Source organism: Rhodocytophaga aerolata, from assembly GCF_030503435.1.
Taxonomy (GTDB): domain Bacteria; phylum Bacteroidota; class Bacteroidia; order Cytophagales; family 172606-1; genus Rhodocytophaga; species Rhodocytophaga aerolata.
This window is the reverse complement of sequence record NZ_JAUKPO010000024.1, coordinates 43,104-66,199: the sequence shown is the minus strand read 5'-3', so window position 1 is coordinate 66,199 and position 23,096 is coordinate 43,104. Positions and strand designations below refer to the sequence as shown.

Annotated in this window: 19 protein-coding genes; 10 read left to right on the top strand and 9 right to left on the bottom strand. The window is 43.4% G+C overall.

The annotated features are described in order from the left end of the window. The first annotated feature begins 162 nt into the window (after window positions 1-162). Entirely contained in the window at window positions 163-663 is a 501-nt protein-coding gene (locus Q0590_RS27280; protein WP_302040812.1) for a hypothetical protein, read from the top strand. A 30-nt stretch (window positions 664-693) separates the two neighbouring features. Continuing rightward, window positions 694-1,185, top strand: coding sequence for a hypothetical protein (locus Q0590_RS27275; RefSeq protein ID WP_302040811.1), 492 nt, complete (start codon window positions 694-696; stop codon window positions 1,183-1,185). A gap of 36 nt (window positions 1,186-1,221) precedes the next feature. On the opposite strand, the gene Q0590_RS27270 is transcribed toward Q0590_RS27275, so the two are convergent. Next, the gene (locus Q0590_RS27270; protein WP_302040810.1) at window positions 1,222-2,160 is read right to left on the bottom strand and encodes a sugar phosphate isomerase/epimerase family protein; all 939 of its coding nucleotides are present in this window, start codon (window positions 2,158-2,160) and stop codon (window positions 1,222-1,224) included. A 179-nt stretch (window positions 2,161-2,339) separates the two neighbouring features. On the opposite strand from Q0590_RS27270, the gene Q0590_RS27265 reads away from it, so the two are divergent. The 4 genes from Q0590_RS27265 (at window position 2,340) to Q0590_RS27250 (ending at window position 6,156) form a co-directional block, all read left to right on the top strand. Continuing rightward, window positions 2,340-3,176 carry an MBL fold metallo-hydrolase gene (locus tag Q0590_RS27265; protein WP_302040809.1) on the top strand — a complete coding sequence of 279 codons (837 nt, stop codon included), beginning with the start codon at window positions 2,340-2,342 and terminating at the stop codon, window positions 3,174-3,176. A gap of 185 nt (window positions 3,177-3,361) precedes the next feature. Continuing rightward, a complete protein-coding gene (locus Q0590_RS27260) occupies window positions 3,362-4,765 on the top strand; it encodes a pyridoxal phosphate-dependent decarboxylase family protein (protein WP_302040808.1) in 1,404 nt (467 codons plus the stop codon). A 159-nt stretch (window positions 4,766-4,924) separates the two neighbouring features. Then, window positions 4,925-5,563: an FMN-binding negative transcriptional regulator gene (locus Q0590_RS27255; protein ID WP_302040807.1), complete on the top strand. Its 639-nt coding sequence runs from the start codon at window positions 4,925-4,927 to the stop codon at window positions 5,561-5,563. Between the two features lie 56 nt (window positions 5,564-5,619). Continuing rightward, on the top strand, window positions 5,620-6,156 hold the full coding sequence (locus tag Q0590_RS27250; protein WP_302040806.1) for a YfiT family bacillithiol transferase: 537 nt from the start codon (window positions 5,620-5,622) through the stop codon (window positions 6,154-6,156). Window positions 6,157-6,315: 159 nt separating this feature from the next. Here Q0590_RS27250 and Q0590_RS27245 read toward each other — a convergent pair whose 3' ends face one another. After that, window positions 6,316-6,759, bottom strand: a complete 444-nt coding sequence (locus Q0590_RS27245; protein WP_302040805.1) for a hypothetical protein — start codon at window positions 6,757-6,759, stop codon at window positions 6,316-6,318. Window positions 6,760-7,188: 429 nt separating this feature from the next. On the opposite strand from Q0590_RS27245, the gene Q0590_RS27240 reads away from it, so the two are divergent. Continuing rightward, entirely contained in the window at window positions 7,189-8,004 is an 816-nt protein-coding gene (locus Q0590_RS27240) for an aldo/keto reductase (RefSeq protein WP_302040804.1), read from the top strand. Between the two features lie 128 nt (window positions 8,005-8,132). Further along, the gene (locus Q0590_RS27235; protein ID WP_302040844.1) at window positions 8,133-9,164 is read left to right on the top strand and encodes a hypothetical protein; all 1,032 of its coding nucleotides are present in this window, start codon (window positions 8,133-8,135) and stop codon (window positions 9,162-9,164) included. A gap of 67 nt (window positions 9,165-9,231) precedes the next feature. On the opposite strand, the gene Q0590_RS27230 is transcribed toward Q0590_RS27235, so the two are convergent. Beyond that, complete coding sequence (locus Q0590_RS27230; RefSeq protein ID WP_302040803.1) at window positions 9,232-9,891, bottom strand: YdcF family protein; 660 nt, start codon at window positions 9,889-9,891, stop codon at window positions 9,232-9,234. 270 nt (window positions 9,892-10,161) lie between these two features. On the opposite strand from Q0590_RS27230, the gene Q0590_RS27225 reads away from it, so the two are divergent. Together Q0590_RS27225 and Q0590_RS27220 are read left to right on the top strand one after the other, a co-directional pair. Then, entirely contained in the window at window positions 10,162-11,493 is a 1,332-nt protein-coding gene (locus Q0590_RS27225; protein WP_302040802.1) for a flavin monoamine oxidase family protein, read from the top strand. 449 nt (window positions 11,494-11,942) lie between these two features. Beyond that, window positions 11,943-12,683: a tyrosine-protein phosphatase gene (locus Q0590_RS27220; protein ID WP_302040801.1), complete on the top strand. Its 741-nt coding sequence runs from the start codon at window positions 11,943-11,945 to the stop codon at window positions 12,681-12,683. 236 nt (window positions 12,684-12,919) lie between these two features. Here Q0590_RS27220 and Q0590_RS27215 read toward each other — a convergent pair whose 3' ends face one another. The 6 genes from Q0590_RS27215 to Q0590_RS27190 all read right to left on the bottom strand — a co-directional run bounded on the left by Q0590_RS27215 (window position 12,920) and on the right by Q0590_RS27190 (window position 23,094). Next, on the bottom strand, window positions 12,920-14,083 hold the full coding sequence (locus Q0590_RS27215) for a pyridoxal phosphate-dependent aminotransferase (RefSeq protein WP_302040800.1): 1,164 nt from the start codon (window positions 14,081-14,083) through the stop codon (window positions 12,920-12,922). A 162-nt stretch (window positions 14,084-14,245) separates the two neighbouring features. Further along, window positions 14,246-15,391, bottom strand: a complete 1,146-nt coding sequence (locus tag Q0590_RS27210; protein WP_302040799.1) for a pyridoxal phosphate-dependent aminotransferase — start codon at window positions 15,389-15,391, stop codon at window positions 14,246-14,248. Between the two features lie 167 nt (window positions 15,392-15,558). Continuing rightward, window positions 15,559-16,047: a hypothetical protein gene (locus tag Q0590_RS27205; RefSeq protein ID WP_302040798.1), complete on the bottom strand. Its 489-nt coding sequence runs from the start codon at window positions 16,045-16,047 to the stop codon at window positions 15,559-15,561. Window positions 16,048-16,077: 30 nt separating this feature from the next. Next, entirely contained in the window at window positions 16,078-17,544 is a 1,467-nt protein-coding gene (locus tag Q0590_RS27200) for a SusD/RagB family nutrient-binding outer membrane lipoprotein (RefSeq protein WP_302040797.1), read from the bottom strand. A 90-nt stretch (window positions 17,545-17,634) separates the two neighbouring features. Further along, window positions 17,635-20,811, bottom strand: coding sequence for a SusC/RagA family TonB-linked outer membrane protein (locus Q0590_RS27195; protein ID WP_302040796.1), 3,177 nt, complete (start codon window positions 20,809-20,811; stop codon window positions 17,635-17,637). Between the two features lie 696 nt (window positions 20,812-21,507). Further along, a complete protein-coding gene (locus Q0590_RS27190; protein ID WP_302040795.1) occupies window positions 21,508-23,094 on the bottom strand; it encodes a flavin monoamine oxidase family protein in 1,587 nt (528 codons plus the stop codon). Window positions 23,095-23,096: the final 2 nt, after the last annotated feature.

The following is a 23,096-nucleotide window of genomic DNA, read 5'->3' as shown; positions in this document are numbered from 1 at the left end:
AAATCACGTTTTCAGGTGATTTACAAGCGCTGTTTTCCATAGTATTTTTGTATCGTCGGAAGTAAATAGTGACTTGCCAAAATGTACAATAAAATCTACCATATTTTTACACTGTCTGCCAAAGGAAAAAACTTGATGATTCTCTTGTTTGCTTACTTGTTCATGACAGTATTTCTTTTGCAATGGTCAGTAGCTACTTTAATGACAAATGCCAGCCTTTCCGAAATGCTCGACTGGCATTTAAGTTACTCTGTAGATCAGGTGTATACGTTGCTAAAAGCCTATGGCAGCCAAAGCCGCGAATGGTATATTCTGATTGAGCTTACCATTAACACCCTTACTCCATTTATCTATGCGTTTCTTTTTTCTTTCAGCATTATACTGATCTGCAATAAGTTGCGGGTAAAGGAACAAGTTAGCAAAAGCGTATTCTTGCTTCCCTTTGCTGCTTTACTTGCTGACCTGTCTGAGAATATCTGTATTATTTTAATGTTGATTAACTATCCATACAAACTAGCCATGGTAGCAAAGGCAGCCAATATCTTTACTTATAGTAAATGGATATTGCTAATGGCAAATGCGGCCCTGATTGTAGCAGGAATAGTTATCGTAGGTTTCCGGTATATCCGTTTTAAAGTTGCCCCTAAAAGTGTATCACAATAAACGACCCTGTAATTAATAAACCTTACAACTATGCATAATACATCTCAACTATTCCTGCTGTTGTTAAATATCTATTTCAACTTAGGCATGATTAATCCTTACTTGCATAGAGCCGAAATAGCTAAGTTAAGCCATATTACTTCTGAATTTTTAGGAATAGAATTACCTTTCAGTGAAACGCCGGAAGCCAAAATAGACAAATTAATGCAAGAGTATGTAAACAAATTGGCAGAGGTTAAAAAATTACAAAATGATAAGGATGCTATCCGGACAATGCAAATTGCCAGGACAACGTTTATGGAGCGTGCCAAACAAATTCAACCACAACTCAGGCAATGGCTGGAGTCTTTGCCGGTAGAAGATGCAGCCGCTCAAAAAGAAAGCTTACTGATGAAACCCTATTTCAAAAATATCAATGATATGTTAGCTTCTTACCAGCTCTCCAATAAATTAGATGCCAACCAACAAATGCAACAGTCACTGGAAGCCATGGACGATTTCCTGACTGTTTTGTATGAATAAACCAGTAAAACTAGCCTTTATACATCATTCCTAAACCTATCCGAGTCCTTCTGTCACCGCTTTCATTTTGGCCAGGGCAGTTTTAGCTACCAGTAAGGGGTCTTGGCCATAATAGGTAGTATTAAATACTTCAAAAGAAATAATTAATGGTCGGTCTTCCGGGCAAAGGGCCTGCAAAATGGGGCGTATAGGTGCTACTCCGTCACCAGTATAAATCCGGTCGGCATCGGTAATAGAAGCAGCAGGCGTATTAGCCGGATAATCATTTACGTGAAAAATTTCTAAAGCCCCTTTACCCACGACAGGCAAACTATCTATACTGGAGCCTCCTTTATATAAATGATATACATCCAGCAGCAGCCTGGCTGATGGATGGCTACACTCAGCCGCTACAAATAACACATCACTTAAGCGGTTCAGGTTGTGAGAAAACCCCCAAAGTTCCAGATGCGGCACAACGCCCATTTTATCGCCTATTTCCAGGACAGCCCGGTACCGTTCAGCCACCCGTTTCAGCTCTAAACTTGGCTCTTTGGTGGCACCCATTGGAGGAGCAGCCGTTCGTTTGCAGCCGAGGGTAGCCAGCATATCCATCTCCCGCTTTACTTGCTCCAGTGCTTTGGCACGCGTGGCTTCATCGTCTACAATCCATTGGGCAAAGCCTATACAATTCTCAATTTTTAAGCCCAAATCTTTAACCATTTTACTGGCGTCAGCGAGTGTACCCCCAGAGCTAAGATAGGTTTGCAGGGAATCCATCCATATTTCTACAGAGCGGAAACCCGCTTTGGAAGCCGTTTCCAGCTCTTTTGCAAAACCCAATTTGTGCCCCCGGATGGTGCTCATATTCAATGAATAAACAAAGCTCTTTTTAGCAACCGGTTGGGAATACGCCAGGCCAGGTAGTTGGGAAACGGCTACGGTTGCGCCCAACGCTTTGAGCATGTTTCTGCGGTTTGTTTGTAAAGATGTCATATAAGTAATGTAGCTATGCAGTTATAAAAGATATGCCAGTAACCTAAGCTATGTTTGCTTATCTGTTTGGATGCTGACTAAAAAATTTCCAAAAAATACTAAACTTTTTCCTAACTGTCAAAGTCAAAACACTGGATTGGGGTAGAATAATAGAGAAATTATGCCTTTCTTTGCATAGTATGCAGCTATTTATCACCTCATTAAATTCTGGAAGCAACGGCAATTGTTATTATGTTGGCAATGAACAAGAAGCTGTTTTAGTGGACGTAGGTATTTGTTGCCGCCAGATCGAAATCCGGATGAAACGGCTTGGCCTGTCCATGGATAAAGTAAAAGCGGTGTTTATTTCCCACGAGCATTCAGACCATATCAGAGGAGTAGAAATAGTAGCCAAAAAATACAAGCTGCCAGTATACATTACCTCCCAGACCCTGCGCAATTCCAGATTATATCTTCCCAAATCGCAGGTATTTACCTTTGAAGCCTATCAGCCGGTGTTTATAGGTGAATTATGTGTGTTGCCATTCCCTAAGAAACACGATGCCAGCGATCCGCATAGTTTTACTGTAACCTACCAGGATCTCACAGTAGGTGTGTTCACAGATATTGGTTTATCTTGTGAGCACGTAATCCGGCATTTCAGCCAGTGCCATGCCGCCTTCCTGGAAGCTAATTATGATGAGGAGATGCTGGAAAAGGGCAAATATCCCATCTACCTAAAACGCCGCATCCGGGGCGGACACGGCCATCTGTCGAACAGGCAAGCGTTACAGCTATTTACCTCATCCCGCCCGCCCTATATGAGCCATTTGTTGCTTTCGCATTTGTCGCACGAGAACAACAACCCAGACTTAGTTAAAGAACTATTTTCGGCCCATGCGCAAGACACAGAAATTGTAGTAGCTTCCCGTTTCTACGAAACACCAGTCTATACCATCAGCCATACCAGTTTGTCAGCAAACACTATTCCCCGCCGGAGCTATGGAATACCCCAGCAATTGCACCTTCCTTTATAATCAACCAAGTGCTATTGTAGCAAGTATCAGGTGTTACTTTACCCGTTTGCTTTTATTAGGCTTTTGAAAACGGGATTGGAAGGCTACTAATTTTTGTCGGCATTGGCAATTTCTGCAGTGGTTGGTTAGCAGCTGAAACGGCTGGCGCTTGATTAATGAAATCATCTGTACAAACTCTTACACACTTGAATACTATTTTGCAATCGTTAATGCAGGAGGTAACAGCTATTGTATCTGGCAATGTAGCCCCACACGTAGGCATACCAGTTACAGCTGCTGCCGTACGACAGCACTTAAGCCAGTATACATTCAAAGAGCCTGTTCCTCTGGAAGTAGTACTGGAAGATGTGGTACAGATGATGCGTACCTGGAACCTGCAAATGACCCATCCCAGATACCTGGGTTTGTTTAATCCGGCTACGACACTTGCCTCCGTTGTGGCAGAAACACTCGTAGCTTTATATAATCCACAACTGGCCGCCTGGTCGCATGCGCCGGCTGCCAATGAGATAGAACGCCATACCTTACATTATGTAGGTACTACCCTTGGTTTCCCTGCTGCCCAACTGGCAGCCAGCTTTACATCTGGTGGCTCAGAAGCTAATCTAACGGCAATGCTGGCTGCTATGGCTTCTCATTTTCCACATTATTTAGAGAAAGGATTAATGCAACTAGGTACCCAGCCGGTGTTTTATGTGTCTGAATATGCACACAATTCTTTTGATAAAATCTGCAAAAATATTGGCATCGGCGCAAATGCTATGCGGGTAATTCCTGCAGATGATCAACTGAAAATGGATGTATCCGCACTGCAGGCACAGATAGCTAAAGATCTCGCAAATCAGTGTACGCCCTTTATGGTGGTAGGCACCGCCGGAACCACAGCAGCCGGCATTATAGATCCTTTGCCGGAATTAGCCGAACTATGTAAAAAACAGCATATCTGGTTTCATGTAGATGCTGCCTGGGCTGGAGCTATTGTATTTTCAGAAAAATTAAAACCCTTACTCAAAGGAATAGAACTGGCCGACTCTGTGACCATGGATGCCCATAAATGGTTTTCTGTCTCGTTTGGGGCAGGTATGTTCTTCTGCCGCCACAAAGCTGTTATCAGCCATATGTTTAGTGTGCGGGCTGATTATATGCCTAAAAGTGAACAGGACATTTCTGACCCTTACACGTCAACCCTTCAATGGACCCGGCGTTTTATGGGATTGAAACTTTTTATGACACTGGCCGAAAGCGGAGAGTCAGCTTTTTCCCGGCTGTTGGAAAACCAAACCAGCCTTGGCGATTATTTCCGCCGCCAGCTGCTTGAGCGGGGCTGGAAAATTAGTAATTCCACTCCATTGCCAGTGGTTTGTTTTACGCATCGTGCTATAGAAAGCAGAGAGGTTTCCATTACTGGTATGCTGCATCAGATCTATCAGGAAGCAAATCTGTGGATTTCGGCTGTGAGTACCAGCCAAACGCAAAAAGTGTTCAGAGCCTGTATCACTAATTATCATACCACAGAGAAAGATATAGATTTCGTTGTACGGGAGCTAGAAAAGCTGTTGCAGCATCAGCTAGCAGTAAAAGCAAACTAATATATATACGGGCATCATAAAGCCCACAGGAATATTTGTATTTCATATAAACTGTTTATGTAAAATCCGGGTAATTCCCTGTAAATTCCACTTTAATTGTATACACTAGCTTGTTAATTATTTCTGCCCTGGGCTAATAGCATTCTTCTACATACACCTATGTACATCAATAAATCTAACAAAGAAACCGACCCCCAGAAAATACTGGATTTTATCCGGGCACATTCGTTTGGCACCTTAGTAACTGCTCAGCAGGGTATACCACAGGCTTCTCATTTGCCTTTTAGTCTGGAATCTATGGGCGAAAACACCTGGGAGTTAACGGCACACATGGCGAAGGCGAATTTCCAGTGGAAACACTTGCAAGCTGACACCGAGGTACTGGTTATATTTCAGAGCCCTGCTGCGTATATTTCGCCCAGATGGTACGATCACATGAATGTACCTACCTTGAATTATATGGCTGTGCATGTGTATGGCAAGCCAAAAATTATAGAAGAGGAGCAAGAACTTTATCAGATGTTGAAAAAGCAGATTGAAAGCTATGAGGGAAAACACACCGATGAATACAACATAACTTCCCTCTCTCCTTCTTTTTATAAACAAGAAGTGAAAGCATTGGTAGGTATAAAAATCGCTATAACCCGCATGGAAGCCAACTTTAAACTGAGCCAGAACCGGGACGAAAAGAACTACCGCAACATTATTCAGGAACTGGAGAAGTTACCCGATGCTTCTGCCCAAGCGATAGCAGCTCACATGAAAGAACTATATGCTTCCCAAGGCTACCGGAAATAGCAGATTTTAAACCAGTATTTTTAGTTTTCACATAGATATACCCCTTAACTTAGTATATGACCACTGACACTTATACCCTCCAATACCCTATTGGCAAATTTGTTGCACCTGCCCAGATCACAGAAAGCATACGAAAGCAATGGGTAGAAGAAATAGCTCAAGCACCTCAAAAATTAAAAGAGGCCATCCATGGATTATCAGCCCAGCAACTAGATACACCCTACCGGCCCGGCGGCTGGACAATCAGACAAGTAATTCACCACATCCCCGACAGCCACATGAACGCCTACATACGCATGAAACTGGCGCTGACTGAACAAGTGCCTACTATAAAACCGTATGAGGAACAGCTCTGGGCAGAATTATATGACACCTATCATACTCCGGTAGAGGTATCGGTAATGCTTCTGGAAAATCTACATAAGCGATGGGTTGCCCTGTTGCATGCTCTCTCTGAAACCAGCTGGCAGCGGAGCTACCGTCATCCACAATCTGGCATAGTCATACTTACTGAAGTGGCAGGTATGTATGCCTGGCATGGCAACCATCATATTGCCCATATTACTTCCCTGCGGGAGCGGATGAATTGGTAATTGCTAGTCGTTTGCTGGAAAAGTTAATTCCTTGTTAAAATGATCTGGCTTGGGTGGGTATTTATAGAAATAGGTAGTTACAAAAAAGCACTCTTCAGATAAAGAGTGCTTTTGTATGATTGTGCTTCTTGTAATACAACTAATTGTTTTACAGGAAGGCTAGGCTACTTGTAGTTGTTTGTCATAAGCGTATTTTAATGGAGATTTCAACGTGGCTATTTTCTCACACAAATCCGGATACATACTAATATCCAACACATCCACGCCGGCCAGCTGGGTCTGCAAAATAGTCCACTCGGCAGCAAACTCATTAATGGATAATGATTTTACGTATTCGTTCAAGCGTCTGAGGCTCATTTTCTCTTCGTAGAAGGAAATTGTGTCAGGGTCTATGTCATCCACCAAGACTAACTCTCTCTTACGGGCTTTCAGACTTTTATCCATGAGCCATTCTTGTTTAAAGAATCTGGCATCGAATGGAAAAAACTTATAATACAGGTGCAAAAACTGTTCAGTACTAGCCAATTGTTCTAGGTTATGAGAGTCTGTTATAGAACGTTCGATCTTGCCGATCGTCCATTTTCTATTGTCAATTTTGTTCATAGATTGCTTCTTATTACTGTTGTATTACGACAAATTTTTTGCCAAAAATTGCGATGTAGGAAATCTAATCAGATATATATTTCTTCTACGCTAAATAAACAGGCCGGGTTATTAGGCTGAAATGAATTTGCCGTAACCGGATATGTATGTTTCGGCCCCAATTTGCAGAGCGTTTGAGTAACAAAACTGCTCTGCATGGCCTGTAATGAAATGGGCGAATAAAAAATTTAGGTGGTTTGTTCAAATAACATTATTACCGGCGGGTAAGAAATCACCAGTATTCTATAATTATCTCTTCAGGTATGGTAGGTGCTAGGTAAGTCCTTTGTGATGCTAACCTAAGAAAGTTTATGTAAGAAAACAAATCTTTTTTTACAGACATCCCGTTTTTTTAGTCTTTACTTATTAAACATATTCTTTCATTCAGCCATGCAACAGACAATAACTATACAACAGGCTCAGGTACCGGCACTTGGCTTTGGTACCTGGCAACTAAATGGACCAGCCTGCCGGGATTCAGTAGCGGCAGCATTAACCTTAGGCTACCGGCATATAGACACCGCCGAGATGTATGGCAACGAAGAATTTGTGGGAGAAGGCATACGAGCATCCGGTATACCGCGGCACGAAGTTTTCCTGACAACCAAAATCTGGTATACTAATCTCGCTGAAAAAGCCGTAGTGCAAGCCTGCGAACAAAGCCTGAAAAAACTTCAGACAGACTATGTGGATTTGCTGCTGATTCATTGGCCTAATCCGGCTATTGCACTCAGCGAAACCCTGGGGGCCATGCAAACTTTGCAACAACAAGGAAAAGTAAAACATATGGGCGTGAGCAACTTCCCTACTACCCTCTTAAAAGAAGCACTGCAATACGGTTCTATTTTCTGTAACCAGGTGGAATATCATCCATTTTTATCGCAACAAAAACTGATTGACCTATGCAAAGCAAATGAAATTCTGTTGACCGCTTATTGTCCCATTGCCAAAGGAGAGGTGAATGATCATCCGGTTTTACAAAAGATTGCTCAAACGCATGGCAAAACGCCTGTACAAGTAACCCTGCGGTGGTTTATGCAGCAGGAAGTAGCAGCCATTCCCAAAGCCTCCAGTGCCAAACACCAGCAAAGTAACTTCAACATTTTTGATTTTGAGTTAAGTCCTGCTGAAATGCAGGCTATTTTTAGTCTGGCGCAAGGCAAACGCCTGGTAAATCCTACCCATGCACCTGCCTGGGACAAGTAACACCTGTGATTTTGTATTGTAAGCAGACTTGGGTAAAAGCATATAGTAAGCACAGGCAGCTTTTTGATCTTATCATTTAAACTCCTTACTTGTCAGCTAAATTTCTGGCAACCCGTAAGGAAAAGTTTATGGCCCTGATCAGCAAAAAGAAAATTGTCTACAAAATTAATCCTGCCCTGCGCAGTTACCTGGTAAAATACGGGCGGGAAGTAAAACTGCCTATTGACTACGAAGACCTGATCCGGTATGATAATTCGATTACTCTCTATGACAAAGCCGGCCGGGATACACTCTGGGAAACCGTATTTTATTCCCCGGCCGACATGGCAGATGTCTATTACCACCTGAAAGTAATTTACGCAGCCTTAAAAACCAATGGCGACTTATCTGTTACCCAGCATCTGGTCGTAGACCGCGTAGACCTTTGTGTGTATGGCAACACCAGGCCGTTCCGGATAAGAGTAACCAACTCCATTAACGATAACTTTGATTATTTCTATATCAAAAAAGCAGATGCTTCGCGTGTGTATGGCCTGGAGCTGGAGCACATTCTTTCTCCCAACCGGATCAGCTATATTACTTCTGGCGACACATTGGTGGAAGAACACATTGCCGGTGTGCCAGGTGATTTGTTTATTCAGCATTACCTGCACGACCGCAGCCTGAACAAAGTTCGTCTGGCTAAAGAATTTGTGAAGTTTAATGAACGTTGTTTTGTACGTTTGCTGGGCGATATGCATGCCAGCAACTTTGTTATTCTCATTACACCCGATTTTGAGGAGGTACACTACCGCATCCGGGCCATTGATTTTGATCAGCAGTCGTATGAAGGAAAAAAATCTGTGTTTTTGCCGCAATATTTCAAGCAAAACAATCCCATTCTGGAACTAGGATACAATGAAATAACCCCCGAATCGGTGAAACAATACCAAAAAGAGGAAAAAGTAATGATTGCCAATAGGCTGAATACTGCCGGAAACCGCATTTTTGCCATCACAGACATTATGTCGGAAGACACTATTTCTACGCCAGAAAATACCGAACGTTTGAAAAAAGAACTGGCCGCCCACTACAACAATCCTGATTTTCTGCAATGCCCTACAATGGGTGAAATTGTAAAATTATCGCTGCGCCTGGTCTTGAAAGATGGAAGAATATAAAGGCTGGCAGCAACCTACTATTTGCCTTTCATGCTTATGAAAGATGTAGGCATAATGAAAACACCAGCTATACGCCCACCAGATGACTGGTAAAGCCTTTTTTTACAAGTATATGGTACGCCTCCCATACATCCGGAGGAATATACTGAGGAATCTGAAATCCTCTACGGGCATACATGTCTATGCGGTGCAGGTCGCCCACCAGAATATGAATTACTTCCTCCATAGAAATATGCTCATTGGGATACTCTTCGAAAGGAATCTGGGGGGATGTTACCATTACTTCAACCGGAGGTCCTGGCCACTGTTTTAAAAAAGTAGCATAAGCCCTGCGTTCCATATAGGGCTTTTGCACCAATATAATTTTTCTGACGGCCAGGTTGTTTTTCAGAAAAAGTTCATAGGTTAAAGCAATGTTTTCGCCGGTATTGGTAGAGCGGTTTTCAATAAAAATTTTTTCTTTAGGCACACCCATGTTCAGGGCAATTTTGGCAAAGGTATCGGCCTCTGTCTCTTTCCACACGCCTTCTGTTAACCGGCCAAGGCCACCTGAAAACACAACCACGGGTGCGAAACCGGCTAAAATTAATTCAGCCCCCCGTATGGCCACCCTGGTATCGTGGCTACCCAGCACCATAATACAGTCTGCCGGTTGCAGGGTTTGGTGCAGCTGATGGTAATTCCAGATTCGTTTTGCTAATTCAAGGGTTTCCCTGTCTAAAGTCATAGTATACGGATGCACTTTACAAAAGTGGTAAAAACTGTAGCTGCTTAGGCTAGCAGCAGCTTATTTAGGCTATCCATGTAAATTTACAAAGCCTGGTTGGGTTATCATAACCTTAAAGGCAGATAAGCGGTTTTAATACAAATCTTTTTTTGTGATTCTGGAAAATAGTCAATTCCATAACCAGGAAATTCTATTACAAACAGAGTCATTGTGCTATACAATAAAGTCAAAGAACCAGAGAAACATAGATTACCTATATTCAGAAAACACATGATACAAACACAGTCAGATATACTCATTATTGGGGCTGGAGCCGCAGGTTTGGCAGCAGCCAGAGAACTAGCTAAAGCAGGTAAATCTGTAACCCTATTGGAGGCGAGGTCCCGCACAGGTGGCAGAATCCACACCATCTATCCCCCTTCCGGGTTTTCCAGGCCGATGGAGTCCGGAGCAGAATTTGTGCATGGCGACTTACCACTAACCCTTCAGTTGCTTAATGAAGCTGGCATTTTTTATGAGCTGATGGAAGGCACTACCTGGCAAGTGCAGCAGCATGCTTTGGAACAAAACGACAACTTTATTGAAGGCCGTGAACTACTCTATGCCAAACTCAAAGAACTGAAAGAGGACATGCCAATTCAGCAATTTCTGGATACTTTTTTTGGAGATGATAAATATAACGATTTGCGGCAGTCGGTAATTGGATTTGTAGAAGGATACGATGCAGCCGATAGTAGCCGGGCCAGTACGTTTGCCCTCCGCAATGAATGGACTAGTGAAGATGATTCCAACCAATACCGTTTTCCGCAAGGGTACAGCCAACTTACCGGGTTTCTGGAAAGGGAAAGTAAACACTTTGGTGCTACAATTCATTTATCCTGTGTAGTAAAAACCATTCAATGGAAGGCCGGAGAGGCAACCCTTACAACAGACACAGGGCAACAGTTTACAGCCTCCCAGGTTATTATTACTTTGCCACTGGGTATGCTGCAACGGCCGGAAAATACAACTGGGGCAGTGCAAATTATACCGCCAATTCCGGAGAAGTTGGAAGCTGCGCGAAAAATTGGGTTTGGCGGTGTTATTAAATTTTTGATGGAGTTTAAAGAATCTTTTTGGGAAGAAACATCCGGAGAGACTGAGGTGCAAAGAAAAATGCCGAATCTGGGTTTTCTATTTTCCGATGCTCCTGTGCCTACCTGGTGGACACAACTACCGCATCCAGCACCCGTATTAACCGGATGGCTTGCCGGACCAACCGCAGCTCAACTCCAGGCCATGCCGGAAGATCAACTTTGTGAACAGGCTTTACAATCACTGGCTTATGTATTTAACACAGACATTTCCTTTCTGAAACAAAACCTGGTGGCCTCAACCATTACCAACTGGCTAACAGACCCATTCTCTTATGGAGCTTACTCCTATGCCACGGTTGAAACTCCGGAAGCAAAAAAAATTCTAAACGAACCCGTTTCTGATACCCTATATTTTGCAGGAGAAGCTTTGTATGAAGGTGTGGAGATGGGTACGGTTGAAGCAGCTCTGGCCAGCGGAATAGCTACTGCCAGAAACATTCTCCAACAGACAGGCCAGAAAAAATAACGTAGCCTACCGGCATAAGGCAATTATTTAAAAAATTATACATTCTGATATGAAAGGCAGAAATCAGGCAGCTTGCCGGTATCTGCCTTTTTGTATTTTTTAGGTAGTGTTGCTTGTTTAGAGCTATATCGGCTTCTGCATAGAATTTCACACGTATCCTTATTTTGCTCCGTAAGCTAAACTCATTTACTCTGTTATAGTATATATATTAAATATAACTTTAGTAGTACAATTTTAAAGAAGGCCTAGTATTTGCTTGTATATTTTTAATATAAGAGTGTATAGTACATTTATTTTTTTCATTTACTGTATTTAAACAACTGTATTATACGCTTGTGCGTACAATAAGATAGCAATGCATAGCTGAGGTAAACTTTCTAAAATAGAGCATCTTAATGAATAGTTTACTTAGGCATAAATAAAGTACAATTTTATTAAACAATCACCCTATGCTCTCGTTTTTCAATATTAGTTTCAGGAAAGGTTCGCCAGTGGAGGCACCAGTCATTCTCACAGATATGCATTCGCATATTCTGCCAGGCATAGACGATGGGGCAGCTACACTGGATGAATCTTTATTGATTATAAAGCGGTTGATGGATCAAGGATATAAAAAGCTCATCGCTACTCCACATGTTATGAGTGATTTCTATAGAAATACACCTACAAGTATTCAGGCAGCGCTAAAAAAAGTACAGCAAGGCGTAAGTGAGCAAGGTTGGGATATTGATATAGCCGCGGCAGCTGAATATTACCTGGATGAATACTTGATTGATATGCTGAGAAAAGATCAGCCCTTGCTAACGTTTGGCAACCGGTATCTGTTGTTTGAGACTCCCTTTATTAACGAGCCTGCCTTACTGGCAGAAGCCGTTTTTCTAATGCAATCGCTGAACTATAAGCCAGTGCTGGCACATCCGGAACGGTATTTATATCTACAACATAACTTTAGTAAATGTATAGATTTAGTAAATAATGGCGTATTGCTACAAATTAATTTAAACTCCCTGAGCGGGGCCTATTCATTACCAGCACAGCTTCTGGCAGAAAAATTAATTGACAATTCCATGGTAAGCTTTGCCGGTACCGATTGCCATGCTTTAAATAATATAAAATTTCTCGAAACCAGCCGTACCAAAAAATCTTATACAAAATTAGTAGAAGGAAATTTATTAAATCAGATTCTATAAAATAGATTTAATCTTAAAAGCTACAGAAGGCATGCTTTAAGCATGCTTTTTTGTTATACCTATGCTGATCGTATAAATGGAAATGAATTGTGATTATGCGAATCAAAGATCAGTTTTCTAATTTTACCTGGTTCTTTCTTTTAGTTATATACCACGTTGTACATTCTACGTTTTAAACAACAAAACTACCCTTTCGACGGTAGTTTTGTTGTTTTTAAGTATTCAATCTGACCAGGTTAGCTGAGCTGCTTAAAGGCTTCGGCAAATAGTTGCATTTGCTCCATGGTACCAATGCTTACCCGGCACCACTGCTGATTGCTAAATTCCCAGTTACGGATACCTACTCCCCGTTTCATCATTTCTTCTCTGAATTTTTTGCCATCCATTTTCAACGGAAACATAACAAAATTGGCATACGAGGGAATATATTCATAGCCTTCCTCTTTCAATACTTTATATAAAAACTCTTTGGATTCAGCATTCTTTTTTATGGCATAATTTACATATTCTGTATCGGTATAACTGGCCAATGCAGCTTTAATAGAAGTAGCACAGATGTTCATTCCACCTCCGCCATATTTTTTTATCTGTTTAATGGTTTCAGGCAGGGCTACCACATAGCCAATACGCAGGCCGGCAAAGCCATGTACTTTGGAAAAGGTGCGCGCCACTATCACATTCTGCCCTTTTCTGACTGCTTCCATCATCGATTGCTTTTTGGGATTGTCTACATAATCGATGTAGGCTTCATCCACAAAAACTGGTTTCTTTTTGGACACCACCTCACAAAACGAAGCAAGCTTGGCAGCCGGCACAATAGTCCCGGTTGGGTTGTTGGGATTGCAGATGTAAACCAAACTGGTTTTCTCATTTACCTTTTTCTCCATGGCTTCCAGATCATGGGCATAGTCCTTAGTTAACGCCACCTTTTCCCACGTAGCTCCATAGGTGCCGGCGGTTTCCATTAGGTAGCTGTAGGATGGGTCGGCAGAGAGAACACTTCCACCATGCATGCCATAAAGATACGCAGAAGCCATTAATATTTCAGAGGAACCAGCTCCCAACAAAATATGATCTGCTGTTACGCCTTCCTCCTTAGCAATTATGGCAATAAACTTTTGCAGATCCATAAACGGATACATATAGCTGTCGTTGATAGCCTCGGTAATGGCTTTTTTTGCTTTTTCAGAAGGGCCAAATGGATTTTCATTAGCAAACAGCCGGGCTTTTATCACTGGCATATCGGCTGCCAACCGGGCATCTGCCTGGAAGCCAAACAGCTGTTGTGCTGTAACCATTTCCGCACTGGCTGTTTGCCAGCGGCTAGTGCCAAAGGTTAAACCTGCGGCCATCAAAGCTCCGGATTTTAGCCAGTTTCTTCTGTTTAATTTTGTTGACATATGGGTTGTTTGGGTTTTTAATGTAGATGTCTTGGGTTAGGGTGTAGCAGTAGATTAAAACCGCTCGATACGTTATTTTGCTGGTAGCAGTATAGCGACTACTGCCTATGGCAATAGTCGCTTTTGCTAGGTGTGTATATGGAAAGTTGCCAGGCTCAGTTTTTACGCCAGTTCTTTAAAGGCTCCGGCAAACAGCTGCATCTGCTCCATGGTACCCAAACTTACCCGGCACCATTGCTTTCCGTCAAACTCCCAGTTGCGGATGCTTACTCCTCGTTTCATCATCTCTTCAGTAAATCGCTTGCCTTCCATTTGCAGAGGGAATAATACAAAGTTGGTATGAGAGGGAATATACTCATATCCGGCATCTTTTAATACTTTATATAAGAAATCTCTCGATTCAGCATTCTTTTTTATGGCATAACTCAGGTGATCGGCATCCGTGTAGCTGGCAATAGCCGCCCGCACAGACGTAGCACATACATTCATACCGCCGGTACAATACTTACTTAACTCTTTTACAGTTTCGGGCAGGGCTACCACATAGCCAATACGCAGGCCGGCAAAGCCATGTACTTTGGAAAAGGTGCGCGCCACTATCACATTCTGCCCTTTTCTGACTGCTTCCATCATCGATTGCTTTTTGGGATTGTCTACATAATCGATGTAGGCTTCATCCACAAAAACTGGTTTCTTTTTGGACACCACCTCACAAAACGAAGCAAGCTTGGCAGCCGGCACAATAGTCCCGGTTGGGTTGTTGGGATTGCAGATGTAAACCAGACTGGTTTTCTCACTTACTTTTTTCTCCATTGCTTCCAGATCATGGGCATAGTCCTTAGTTAACGCCACCTTTTCCCATCCCGAACCATATTGGCTTGCCGAACGCATTAAAGATGCATAGGAAGGATCAGCTGATATGATAGAGCTGCCAGCACCGCTCTTTAAGGTATAGTTCAAGGCCGATGCCATGAGCAGCTCAGATGAACCAGCTCCCAGCAAAATGTGCTCTTCGGTAACGCCTTCCTCTTTAGCTATCATGCTTTTGAACTGCTGCGTGTACTCCCGTGGATACATATAGCTATCGTCAATGGCTTCCATAAGGGCTTTTCTGGCTTTTTGAGATGGCCCAAAGGGATTTTCGTTAGAGGAAAGCCTGGCTTTTATCACCGGACGGTCTGCTAACGGACTCACCACTTCGCCGGTATGTGCATCTGTTGCATTCCATTTACTTGTTCCCAAGCTAAGTCCGGCAGCCATCAGTGCACCTGATTTAAGCCAGTTCCGGCGGTTTATTTTTGTTTCCATGCGTGTAGGTTATAAAGGTTATGTGTAAAGTGTTTGGTTGAATGTTAAAAAATTACCAGTATCAAATTGAATCAGTTTAGTAGAATGCCTGAACTGTGAGCACTTGCCGTCCACAGTTCAGGGGTTGTTAACACTTATTTAAAATATGGCAAATATGGCAACACAGCTTATTCTATGGCTTGAAGTTGTGAACGTCTGGCAAAACCAATTCCTTTGTATTCACCAGTCCAGTCGAGGCTTAGGGTAGTCCCTTTTTGTGGGGCAGCTATTCCTAATTCATCCCATGTTTTGGTGATTGTAACGGTTCCTTCACTATCTGAAACCAGGTCAGCAATTTTAGTCCCTGTGCGGGTGAGCAAAGCAACAGATAAGTTAGCTACCGGAATGGAATCGATGCCTACCGTATGGCTCAGCAATCCGCTTTTATCCAGTTCATAAATTTTGGCAGAAAGCACAACAGGAGCACCCAGCTTTGCACTCACTACTGGCTCAGAATATAAGCCGCCACCTGCCAGGTAGCCAGAGGAATTCTGAATGACAACTAATACCGGAGAAGCTACTCTATCTACAAATGGATCTTCTTCTTTTTCGCAGGCAGCCAGTGAGCAAGCCACACAAACAGCCAGTAGGTACAGATATATTTTCTTTATGGTCATATTAATCAAAGTTGAGTTAGTTATGGGTAATTATTCAGTCCACCACAGGGTAGTTACCATATCATTATCACCGCCATTGAGCGTTACGCCTGTCCGCATGTTTGCGCCATTCAATGATTCTTCTGAAGAAGGATACCGTAGGCGGGTGGGCAATACGCCGTTGTTGTCGAACACAGCTCTTGGATCGCGGGCAGGAAACACTGGCAAACCGGTTCTGCGGTATTCTGTCCAGGCTTCTACCCCCTGGCCAAATAGGGCAATCCATTTCTGCTCCATAATTTTTTCTTTGGTAGCCGCCCCTACCGTGACCAGATACCCTTCCGGAACGGTTAATTCATACTGCTTGAAAGAAGCATCAACTCCCTGTTCAAAATACGTCTGGGCATCTCCTATGCTGATGTCTCCATCAACAGCGGCTTCTGCCAGAATGAATTGCAATTCAGCAAAGGTCATAATTACGCTGGGAGTAGAAGGTTGCATAAAGTAATTGCCCAGCTTGGAAGCTGTACTCAGGTAGGTGGTGGCAATAGCATCGGGCAGGCCATTGGGGATGCCACTATACTGGCCACTAGTATTAGGTTGTCCAAATACGGTAATGCGGGTATCGTTTAAGCTGTTGAGCTTATCTGCCAAGGTCTGGCTGATGTTCCAGTCGGTACGGCCGTCCTGCACCATTACCTGATGCCACTCATTGTTGCTGGGCAAGGTAGACGTATGTTTGAGTGAGGCGTTATCGGCATTGCTGGTAAATACTGGGTACGTAGCCGGATCTGCCAGTATTTCAGCCATAATCGCTTTAGATTCTGCCGGTTTTTTAGCAGCCTGACGGTTGGCCAGACGTAAGCGTAAAGAGTTGGCAAACTTTTTCCACTTCAGAATATCGCCACTATACAGAATATCTCCGGCAATAGCAGGCCCGCCTACCACTAACTTTTCGTTAGCCATTTTCAGATCGTTAAGCAAGCCTGCATATACTTCTTCCTGAGAATCGTATTCCGGAGAGGCTATGGCTTCTTTAGCAGTGCCTTTCAGGGCCTGGGAATAAGGAATAGCTCCATACGAATCGGTAAGTATAGAAAACACCCAGCTGCGCATAACCAGAGCTACGCCTTCATAATTTGTATTAGCCATGGTTCCTTCTGTACCTGCCAGCGTTACGATCCGCTCGAAGTTGACTAAACCATCGTTGTAAAAGCCTTTCCAGTTATTAGCATGTAAGGCGGGCGAAATGCTGTAGTTATCCCCCTCGTTAGAATAAATATTTCTGGCTAGGTATTGCATCCAGAGCATGGCACCGTCCAGGTTGAGCCGCTCAAACCGGGTACGGTGGCCCCAATAACGGTCTACCGAAGATTCAATGGCATAAGGCAATAAAAATTGAGGACTTATATTGGTTGGATCGTTTGGATTGGTATTGATCTCATCAAAATCACTGGTGCAGGAACTGATGAGCATCCATCCGGCAAGGGTTAATAAAATATATCTGTGTATTTTCATGTGTATATTAGCTAAATGAAAGGTCAATGAAAATGGCCTGGGTAATAATTTATCCATTGTGCTAATTGCTTAACACAATGGATAAGTACATCAGAAACCTAAACTCACGTTGAAACCAATACTGCGGGTACTAGGCAATTCGCCATAGGCAAAACCTTGTCCGTTAGCGCCGAAGCGGTCTACTTCCGGATCGATGTGTGTCGTATTTTTAAATAGGATAGCTACGTTTCTGCCAACAGCCGATACCTTTGCTGTCTGAATAAATAACTTGTTCAACCAGGTAGAAGGAATCTGGTAGCCAATAGATATTTCGCGGAGTTTGATATAGCTTCCGTCAAAAATACCTGCTTCGTGGTAGTTCCGAGGGTTATTGTAGCCATACAAGCGGGTGGCATCTACTACTACATTATTGGGCACGTACTGAGGTGCTTCAGCTGTTCCAATGTTCATTACGCCTGAACCAATGATACCTTCTTCCCGGCCTACAGCTGTTTCTTCATACTGGCCTGTCCAGCGGGCAACGCCGGTACCCAGGTCGAATATATCCCCGCCTTTGCGTACATCAATCAGGGTAGAGAGCACAATACCTTTGAAGCTGAATGTATTTTGCCAGCCACCAATCCAGTCGGGCTGGATATTGCCTAATATCTGAGACTGGGAAGCTACGACAGGCAAGCCATTGCGGTATACCACTTGGCCATCTGGTGAACGTTCGAAAGCCACACCAAACAAGGAACCATACGGTTGGCCAACTGTCGCCAGCGATTGCAAACCATTTTGGGTGGCAAGCAAGTACGTGGTAAGTCCATCGGCCAGGGCAACCACTTTGTTACGGTTCCGGGCAAAGTTCAAGGATACATCCCAGGTAAAGCCGTTCATGAGTTTTACTGGTGTGCCACTCAGTGTTATTTCTACCCCTTTGTTCGTAATTTCCCCGGCATTAATAATTTGCTTGTTATAGCCGGACGCTTTAGAGATTTCTATATCCAGAATCTGATCTTCTGCATTCTGGTTGTAATAGGTAAAGTCTACTCCCAGGCGGCCTTGTAAAAAGCGTAAGTCTACGCCAAACTCTGTTCCGGTCATCCGTTCAGGTTTCAGATTTGGATTGTTGATGGTCAGGTTCTCATAGAATTTGGGAATAGACCCATTGTAGGAGCCAGAAGCAATAAACGTCTGCGCCAGGCGGTAAGGGTCTGTATCGTTTCCTACCTGTGCCCAGCTTCCGCGTAATTTTGCAAAATAGAGCACATTGTTTTGAATATCAAATAAGTCTGTCAGAGAGGCGGTTAACGATACGGAAGGATAGAAATAAGAACGGGCCGCTTTAGGTAATGTACTAGACCAGTCGTTCCGTCCGGTAACTTCCATAAATACTGCATTGCGATAGCCCAGCTGGAAGGAACCAAATACGCTTTGAGCTTCCCGTTTCTGGATAACACTTTCAGTAACGTTCAGGCTGGGTACGGAATTAGCCAGGTTGTATAAGCCATCTACCACCATTTCGCCTACATTTACAAAGTTGCGTTTGTAGTAGTTAGTCCGGTGTAAGCCGCCTACCATGGCATTTACTGAGAATACAGAACTCAGGTCTTTATCGAAGCGCAGCATCACATCGGAATTGGTTTCCTGACTGCGTAATATTTCTTCTGAGTATCTGCCTGGGGTACGGTTGCCGTTTCTGACTCTTTCAAAGTTGATCACATTAATGCGGGTGTCTGAGAAGTAATCGGTACCGGTACGCATTAGCAAACTCAGGTAGTCCGTGAATTTATAATTAATGCCAATGTTGCCAATAAGCCTGTCTTTTTCGTTAGAATAGGGCAACTTCTCTTGCAGGAAGAAAGGATTGGTAAAGTAGGTGTGTTGCCAATTAGGTGGGTCGGTATCGGCAGGTTTCCCGGCTACAGCCCGTTGAATATGCACGCCAGTATAGCTGCGCCAGTCTTTCACCTGATCCCAGTTGGTATGGCGGTGCGACCAGATAAACTCTTGCCCGTTGGTATAACTCCGGTTGTCTGAACCCGATTTGGCATATTCTGCCGATATACTCATACTCAATTTAGGCGTAAAATTATACCCAGTGTTCAGGCGGATATTATTCCGTTTAAAATCATTGAATGCCATAATACCAGTCTGGTCCATGCGGCCCAAAGAAAGGCGGAAATTCCCTTTATCGTTAGATCCGGCAATCGCAATATTGTTGGTAAAGGTGCGGCCTGTTTCCCAGAATTGTTCCCAGTTGTTGGGTTCTGCCGTTAATGGGGCTACTTCAGTGCCTGTCCACCATTGTCGCACTAAACGGCCATCCATCGGGCCTCCCCAGCTTTCGTCGGTACCAGCTGTACCGGTAAGCGGAGCCGCAGACCCATAGGCAGCCCGGTATTGATCAATTTGCAGCGGATCGCTGATGACACCGCTCCAGCCATCGTTATACCAGGTGCGGTATCCGTTTCCTCCGCCATAAATATCCTGAAAATCAGGTTTTACGAGTGGCCGCTCAAATGTCATGTTGGAATTAACTTCTACGCCAATTCCTTTCTGGCCTGCTCCATTTTTGGTAGTAATCAGAATTACCCCATTGTATCCTCTGGAACCATACAAGGCACTGGCACTTGGGCCTTTTAGCACCGATATTTCTTTAATATTATCAGGGCTGATTTCTGACATTACGGAGCCAAACTGCTTGTTATTGGATTGTTCGGTAGGCACGCCATCTATCACAACCAGCGGCTGATTGTTGCCATTTACCGAACCGGCACCGCGTATTTGCACAGTAGAGCCGCTTCCTGGCCCACCGTTACTGGTAACACGTACACCAGCTATCCGCCCGGAAAGGCTGTTGGCTACGTTTGCCGAACGTGATTCAACCAGTTCTGCGCCTTTCACTTCCTGTACAGCATAGCCCAGGGCCTTTTTCTCCCGTTCTATACCAAAGGCCGTTACCACAATTTCAGTTAATGTTTGTACATCGGATGCCATTTGTACATCAATAGTGGTGCGGGAACCTACGGCTATTTCTTGGGTAGCAAATCCAATAAAGCTGTACACGAGGGTAGAATTTTCGGGAGCAGCTATAGAATAGCTGCCGTTCATATCGGTAACCGTACCAGTAGTAGATCCTTTTACAAGAATATTTACGCCTGGCACCGTAGTACCATCGTCCTGGGCTGTTACCTTTCCTGTTACCATCCGCTGCTGCGCCACTGCAGCCCCGGAATACAGGATAATCATGGTTAGTATAATGAGTAGAGTGTGTTTTTTCATACGGAGGTTCAAGGTTAATCGTGCGGCTACCAATACCAAATAGTGGCTAAACTATCAGATTGTATTTGTTGAAATTTACAGGCAATACATTGTCATAAAGCTTGTTATCAGCTCTTTTTGCAATCCTTATTTGTAAAATAATGGGCAGTTATATTGTCTGCTACCTGGCCGTCGCTGGACTGTAACTTATAATTTATATGTCCATAGACAGTCAGGCTGCCTTTTTAAAGCATACTGCTGGTTTCCAGAAAATAAAATATGTTTGATGACCGATTTTACTCTTCATTCATAGCCTGAACAGACTACTATACTATGTCTGTTTATTCAGGCAGAATCTGTATTACCTTCTCACAACTTAGACCATTTGCAAGCAGTGTAATGGGTTAGCATACCTAGATGAAAACTAGCGGACACAGGAGACCCCGTGTGTTTTCAGAGTAAAATAAAATTAAATAATAGAAATACTAATTGATAATGTAGCCGATGCAATAATATACGTTTTTATTTAAATATCAAAATATTAATTTTATTTTTTTGACTATAAAGCAAATTTTATTCTGACAATAGACACTTTCACAAGCATAAATATTATAAATATAGATTATTTCTACTTTCTCTTGTATTTGTACAAAACATATATACTGGGTATTGGTATTTTTACTTTCACAAGCAAGCGGGTCGGAATCCTTGGCAGTTTTACTTTCCTGCATTCATACTGGTGGCACTTTCTTTTACCCGCTTATGGATGCCAGCTACCGCCTGCTGGGCAGATTCGAATGATCCGGCCATCCAGGCAATCAGGTACGATACATGATCTCCGGCAAAATAGATAGGTCCATCTGGTTCCAGTAAGGCTTTATAATGCGTTTGCCGGGTTTCCGGGGTAAAGGTTGCCCAGGCTCCCTGGCTATATTTAATTTTTTGCCAAGCTAGGGAAAACGAATTTTCAAACTCTTGTTTATACTGAGGATGAATTTTACTTCCTTGCTCCAGAGCCATTTTTTCCCGGTCAGCTAACGAAAGATTGCCTGTACGTTCGGCTGTGCGGCCATAATTATAATAACCAACCAGAATTCCTTTTTTAGACAGGTACCCTGACGGTGGATACACAATCTGAGTAATATCCATATTGGTGCGGGAAATGCCACCGTATATATTATCGTCTTCTTCCCAAAAACGCCTTTTAAATTGTAAGCCTATTTTACAGCTATTATTATAAGGTACAGAATCTACCGCCCGCTGCACATTTGGCGAAAAGTCGGCGGCTATGTTACTTAGCACAGGCAACGGAATCGTGCAGATACAAAAATCGCCGGTTAGTTCCTGGGCTTGTTTATCTTTATTTATATAGACTATGCGGGCTCCCCTTTCTGTTTTACGGATTTCTGTTACTTCTGCTTCGTATATAATTTTTTTGCCTACTCTCTTTTCAAAAGCTTTGGTAATCTGGTCCATCCCCCCTACTGGTGTAAGCATGGTGGTTTGTTGTTCGTAAGTGTACTCGGGAATATTATAGAAATGTGGCTCCAGCCATCCGGATTGTATTACTGTCAGCAGATCAGGTATGGAAGCTAGCTTACCGGGTATATTTCCGGCTCCCGGGGCTACTTCATACCCGCGTCTGGATGATCCCTGGTATAACTTATTGGGGTTTAAACTACCTTCGGCAATTAAGTACTCAATAAATTTTTCTTTGTCTTCGTTGGTTAAGGGCATATCCAGGGCATTCTGGTCTATGGCCTTGGCCAGCAGTTCGGTGGTATAGCCCCGCATATCGTTGTGAAGTTCCCGCTGCCGGATTCGCTTGTTGGAAAGTGGCCCTTTGCCTTCACAATAATAATAGGCACCTTCATTTATGTTATTAAAGTTTTCCAGAGGCACACCCAGTTCGCGGCAATAATTAATCACCGATGTATGATGATGTGGAATACGGGTAGCCCCGGCATTGAAATACTGGCCTTCTTCAAACTTGCATATTTGTTCAGCTCCTTCCAGTTCGGTTTCCCGCATCCCTTTCCGGATGGTCCAGATGCGGCCACCTGGCCTGGAACGTGCCTCTACGATGGTGCTCTTATACCCGAGTTTGTCGAGTTCATAGGCGGCTGACAAACCGGCAAGGCCGGCTCCTAAGATAATTACATGCTTTCCTTCTACTTTTCCTTCCAGCTTCATTGCTTTTGCCGGTGAGGCAGGTATCATACCCAGGGCTACCATGGCTGTGTAGCCTGAGCCTGTAGCAATCGTAAGTTTATTAATGAAATCACGGCGGGTTAAGTGTTTCATGC

What these genes read in the sequence shown, in the direction of transcription:
- Q0590_RS27200 (WP_302040797.1), bottom strand. Translation starts at nt 17,544, where the DNA reads ATGAAAATACACAGATATATTTTATTAACCCTTGCCGGATGGATGCTC.
- Q0590_RS27235 (WP_302040844.1), top strand. Translation starts at nt 8,133, where the DNA reads ATGGCCCTGATCAGCAAAAAGAAAATTGTCTACAAAATTAATCCTGCC.
- Q0590_RS27190 (WP_302040795.1), bottom strand. Translation starts at nt 23,094, where the DNA reads ATGAAACACTTAACCCGCCGTGATTTCATTAATAAACTTACGATTGCT.
- Q0590_RS27195 (WP_302040796.1), bottom strand. Translation starts at nt 20,811, where the DNA reads ATGAAAAAACACACTCTACTCATTATACTAACCATGATTATCCTGTAT.
- Q0590_RS27215 (WP_302040800.1), bottom strand. Translation starts at nt 14,083, where the DNA reads ATGTCAACAAAATTAAACAGAAGAAACTGGCTAAAATCCGGAGCTTTG.
- Q0590_RS27245 (WP_302040805.1), bottom strand. Translation starts at nt 6,759, where the DNA reads ATGAACAAAATTGACAATAGAAAATGGACGATCGGCAAGATCGAACGT.
- Q0590_RS27275 (WP_302040811.1), top strand. Translation starts at nt 694, where the DNA reads ATGCATAATACATCTCAACTATTCCTGCTGTTGTTAAATATCTATTTC.
- Q0590_RS27250 (WP_302040806.1), top strand. Translation starts at nt 5,620, where the DNA reads ATGACCACTGACACTTATACCCTCCAATACCCTATTGGCAAATTTGTT.
- Q0590_RS27270 (WP_302040810.1), bottom strand. Translation starts at nt 2,160, where the DNA reads ATGACATCTTTACAAACAAACCGCAGAAACATGCTCAAAGCGTTGGGC.
- Q0590_RS27220 (WP_302040801.1), top strand. Translation starts at nt 11,943, where the DNA reads ATGCTCTCGTTTTTCAATATTAGTTTCAGGAAAGGTTCGCCAGTGGAG.
- Q0590_RS27225 (WP_302040802.1), top strand. Translation starts at nt 10,162, where the DNA reads ATGATACAAACACAGTCAGATATACTCATTATTGGGGCTGGAGCCGCA.
- Q0590_RS27240 (WP_302040804.1), top strand. Translation starts at nt 7,189, where the DNA reads ATGCAACAGACAATAACTATACAACAGGCTCAGGTACCGGCACTTGGC.
- Q0590_RS27265 (WP_302040809.1), top strand. Translation starts at nt 2,340, where the DNA reads ATGCAGCTATTTATCACCTCATTAAATTCTGGAAGCAACGGCAATTGT.
- Q0590_RS27205 (WP_302040798.1), bottom strand. Translation starts at nt 16,047, where the DNA reads ATGACCATAAAGAAAATATATCTGTACCTACTGGCTGTTTGTGTGGCT.
- Q0590_RS27210 (WP_302040799.1), bottom strand. Translation starts at nt 15,391, where the DNA reads ATGGAAACAAAAATAAACCGCCGGAACTGGCTTAAATCAGGTGCACTG.
- Q0590_RS27280 (WP_302040812.1), top strand. Translation starts at nt 163, where the DNA reads ATGACAGTATTTCTTTTGCAATGGTCAGTAGCTACTTTAATGACAAAT.
- Q0590_RS27230 (WP_302040803.1), bottom strand. Translation starts at nt 9,891, where the DNA reads ATGACTTTAGACAGGGAAACCCTTGAATTAGCAAAACGAATCTGGAAT.
- Q0590_RS27255 (WP_302040807.1), top strand. Translation starts at nt 4,925, where the DNA reads ATGTACATCAATAAATCTAACAAAGAAACCGACCCCCAGAAAATACTG.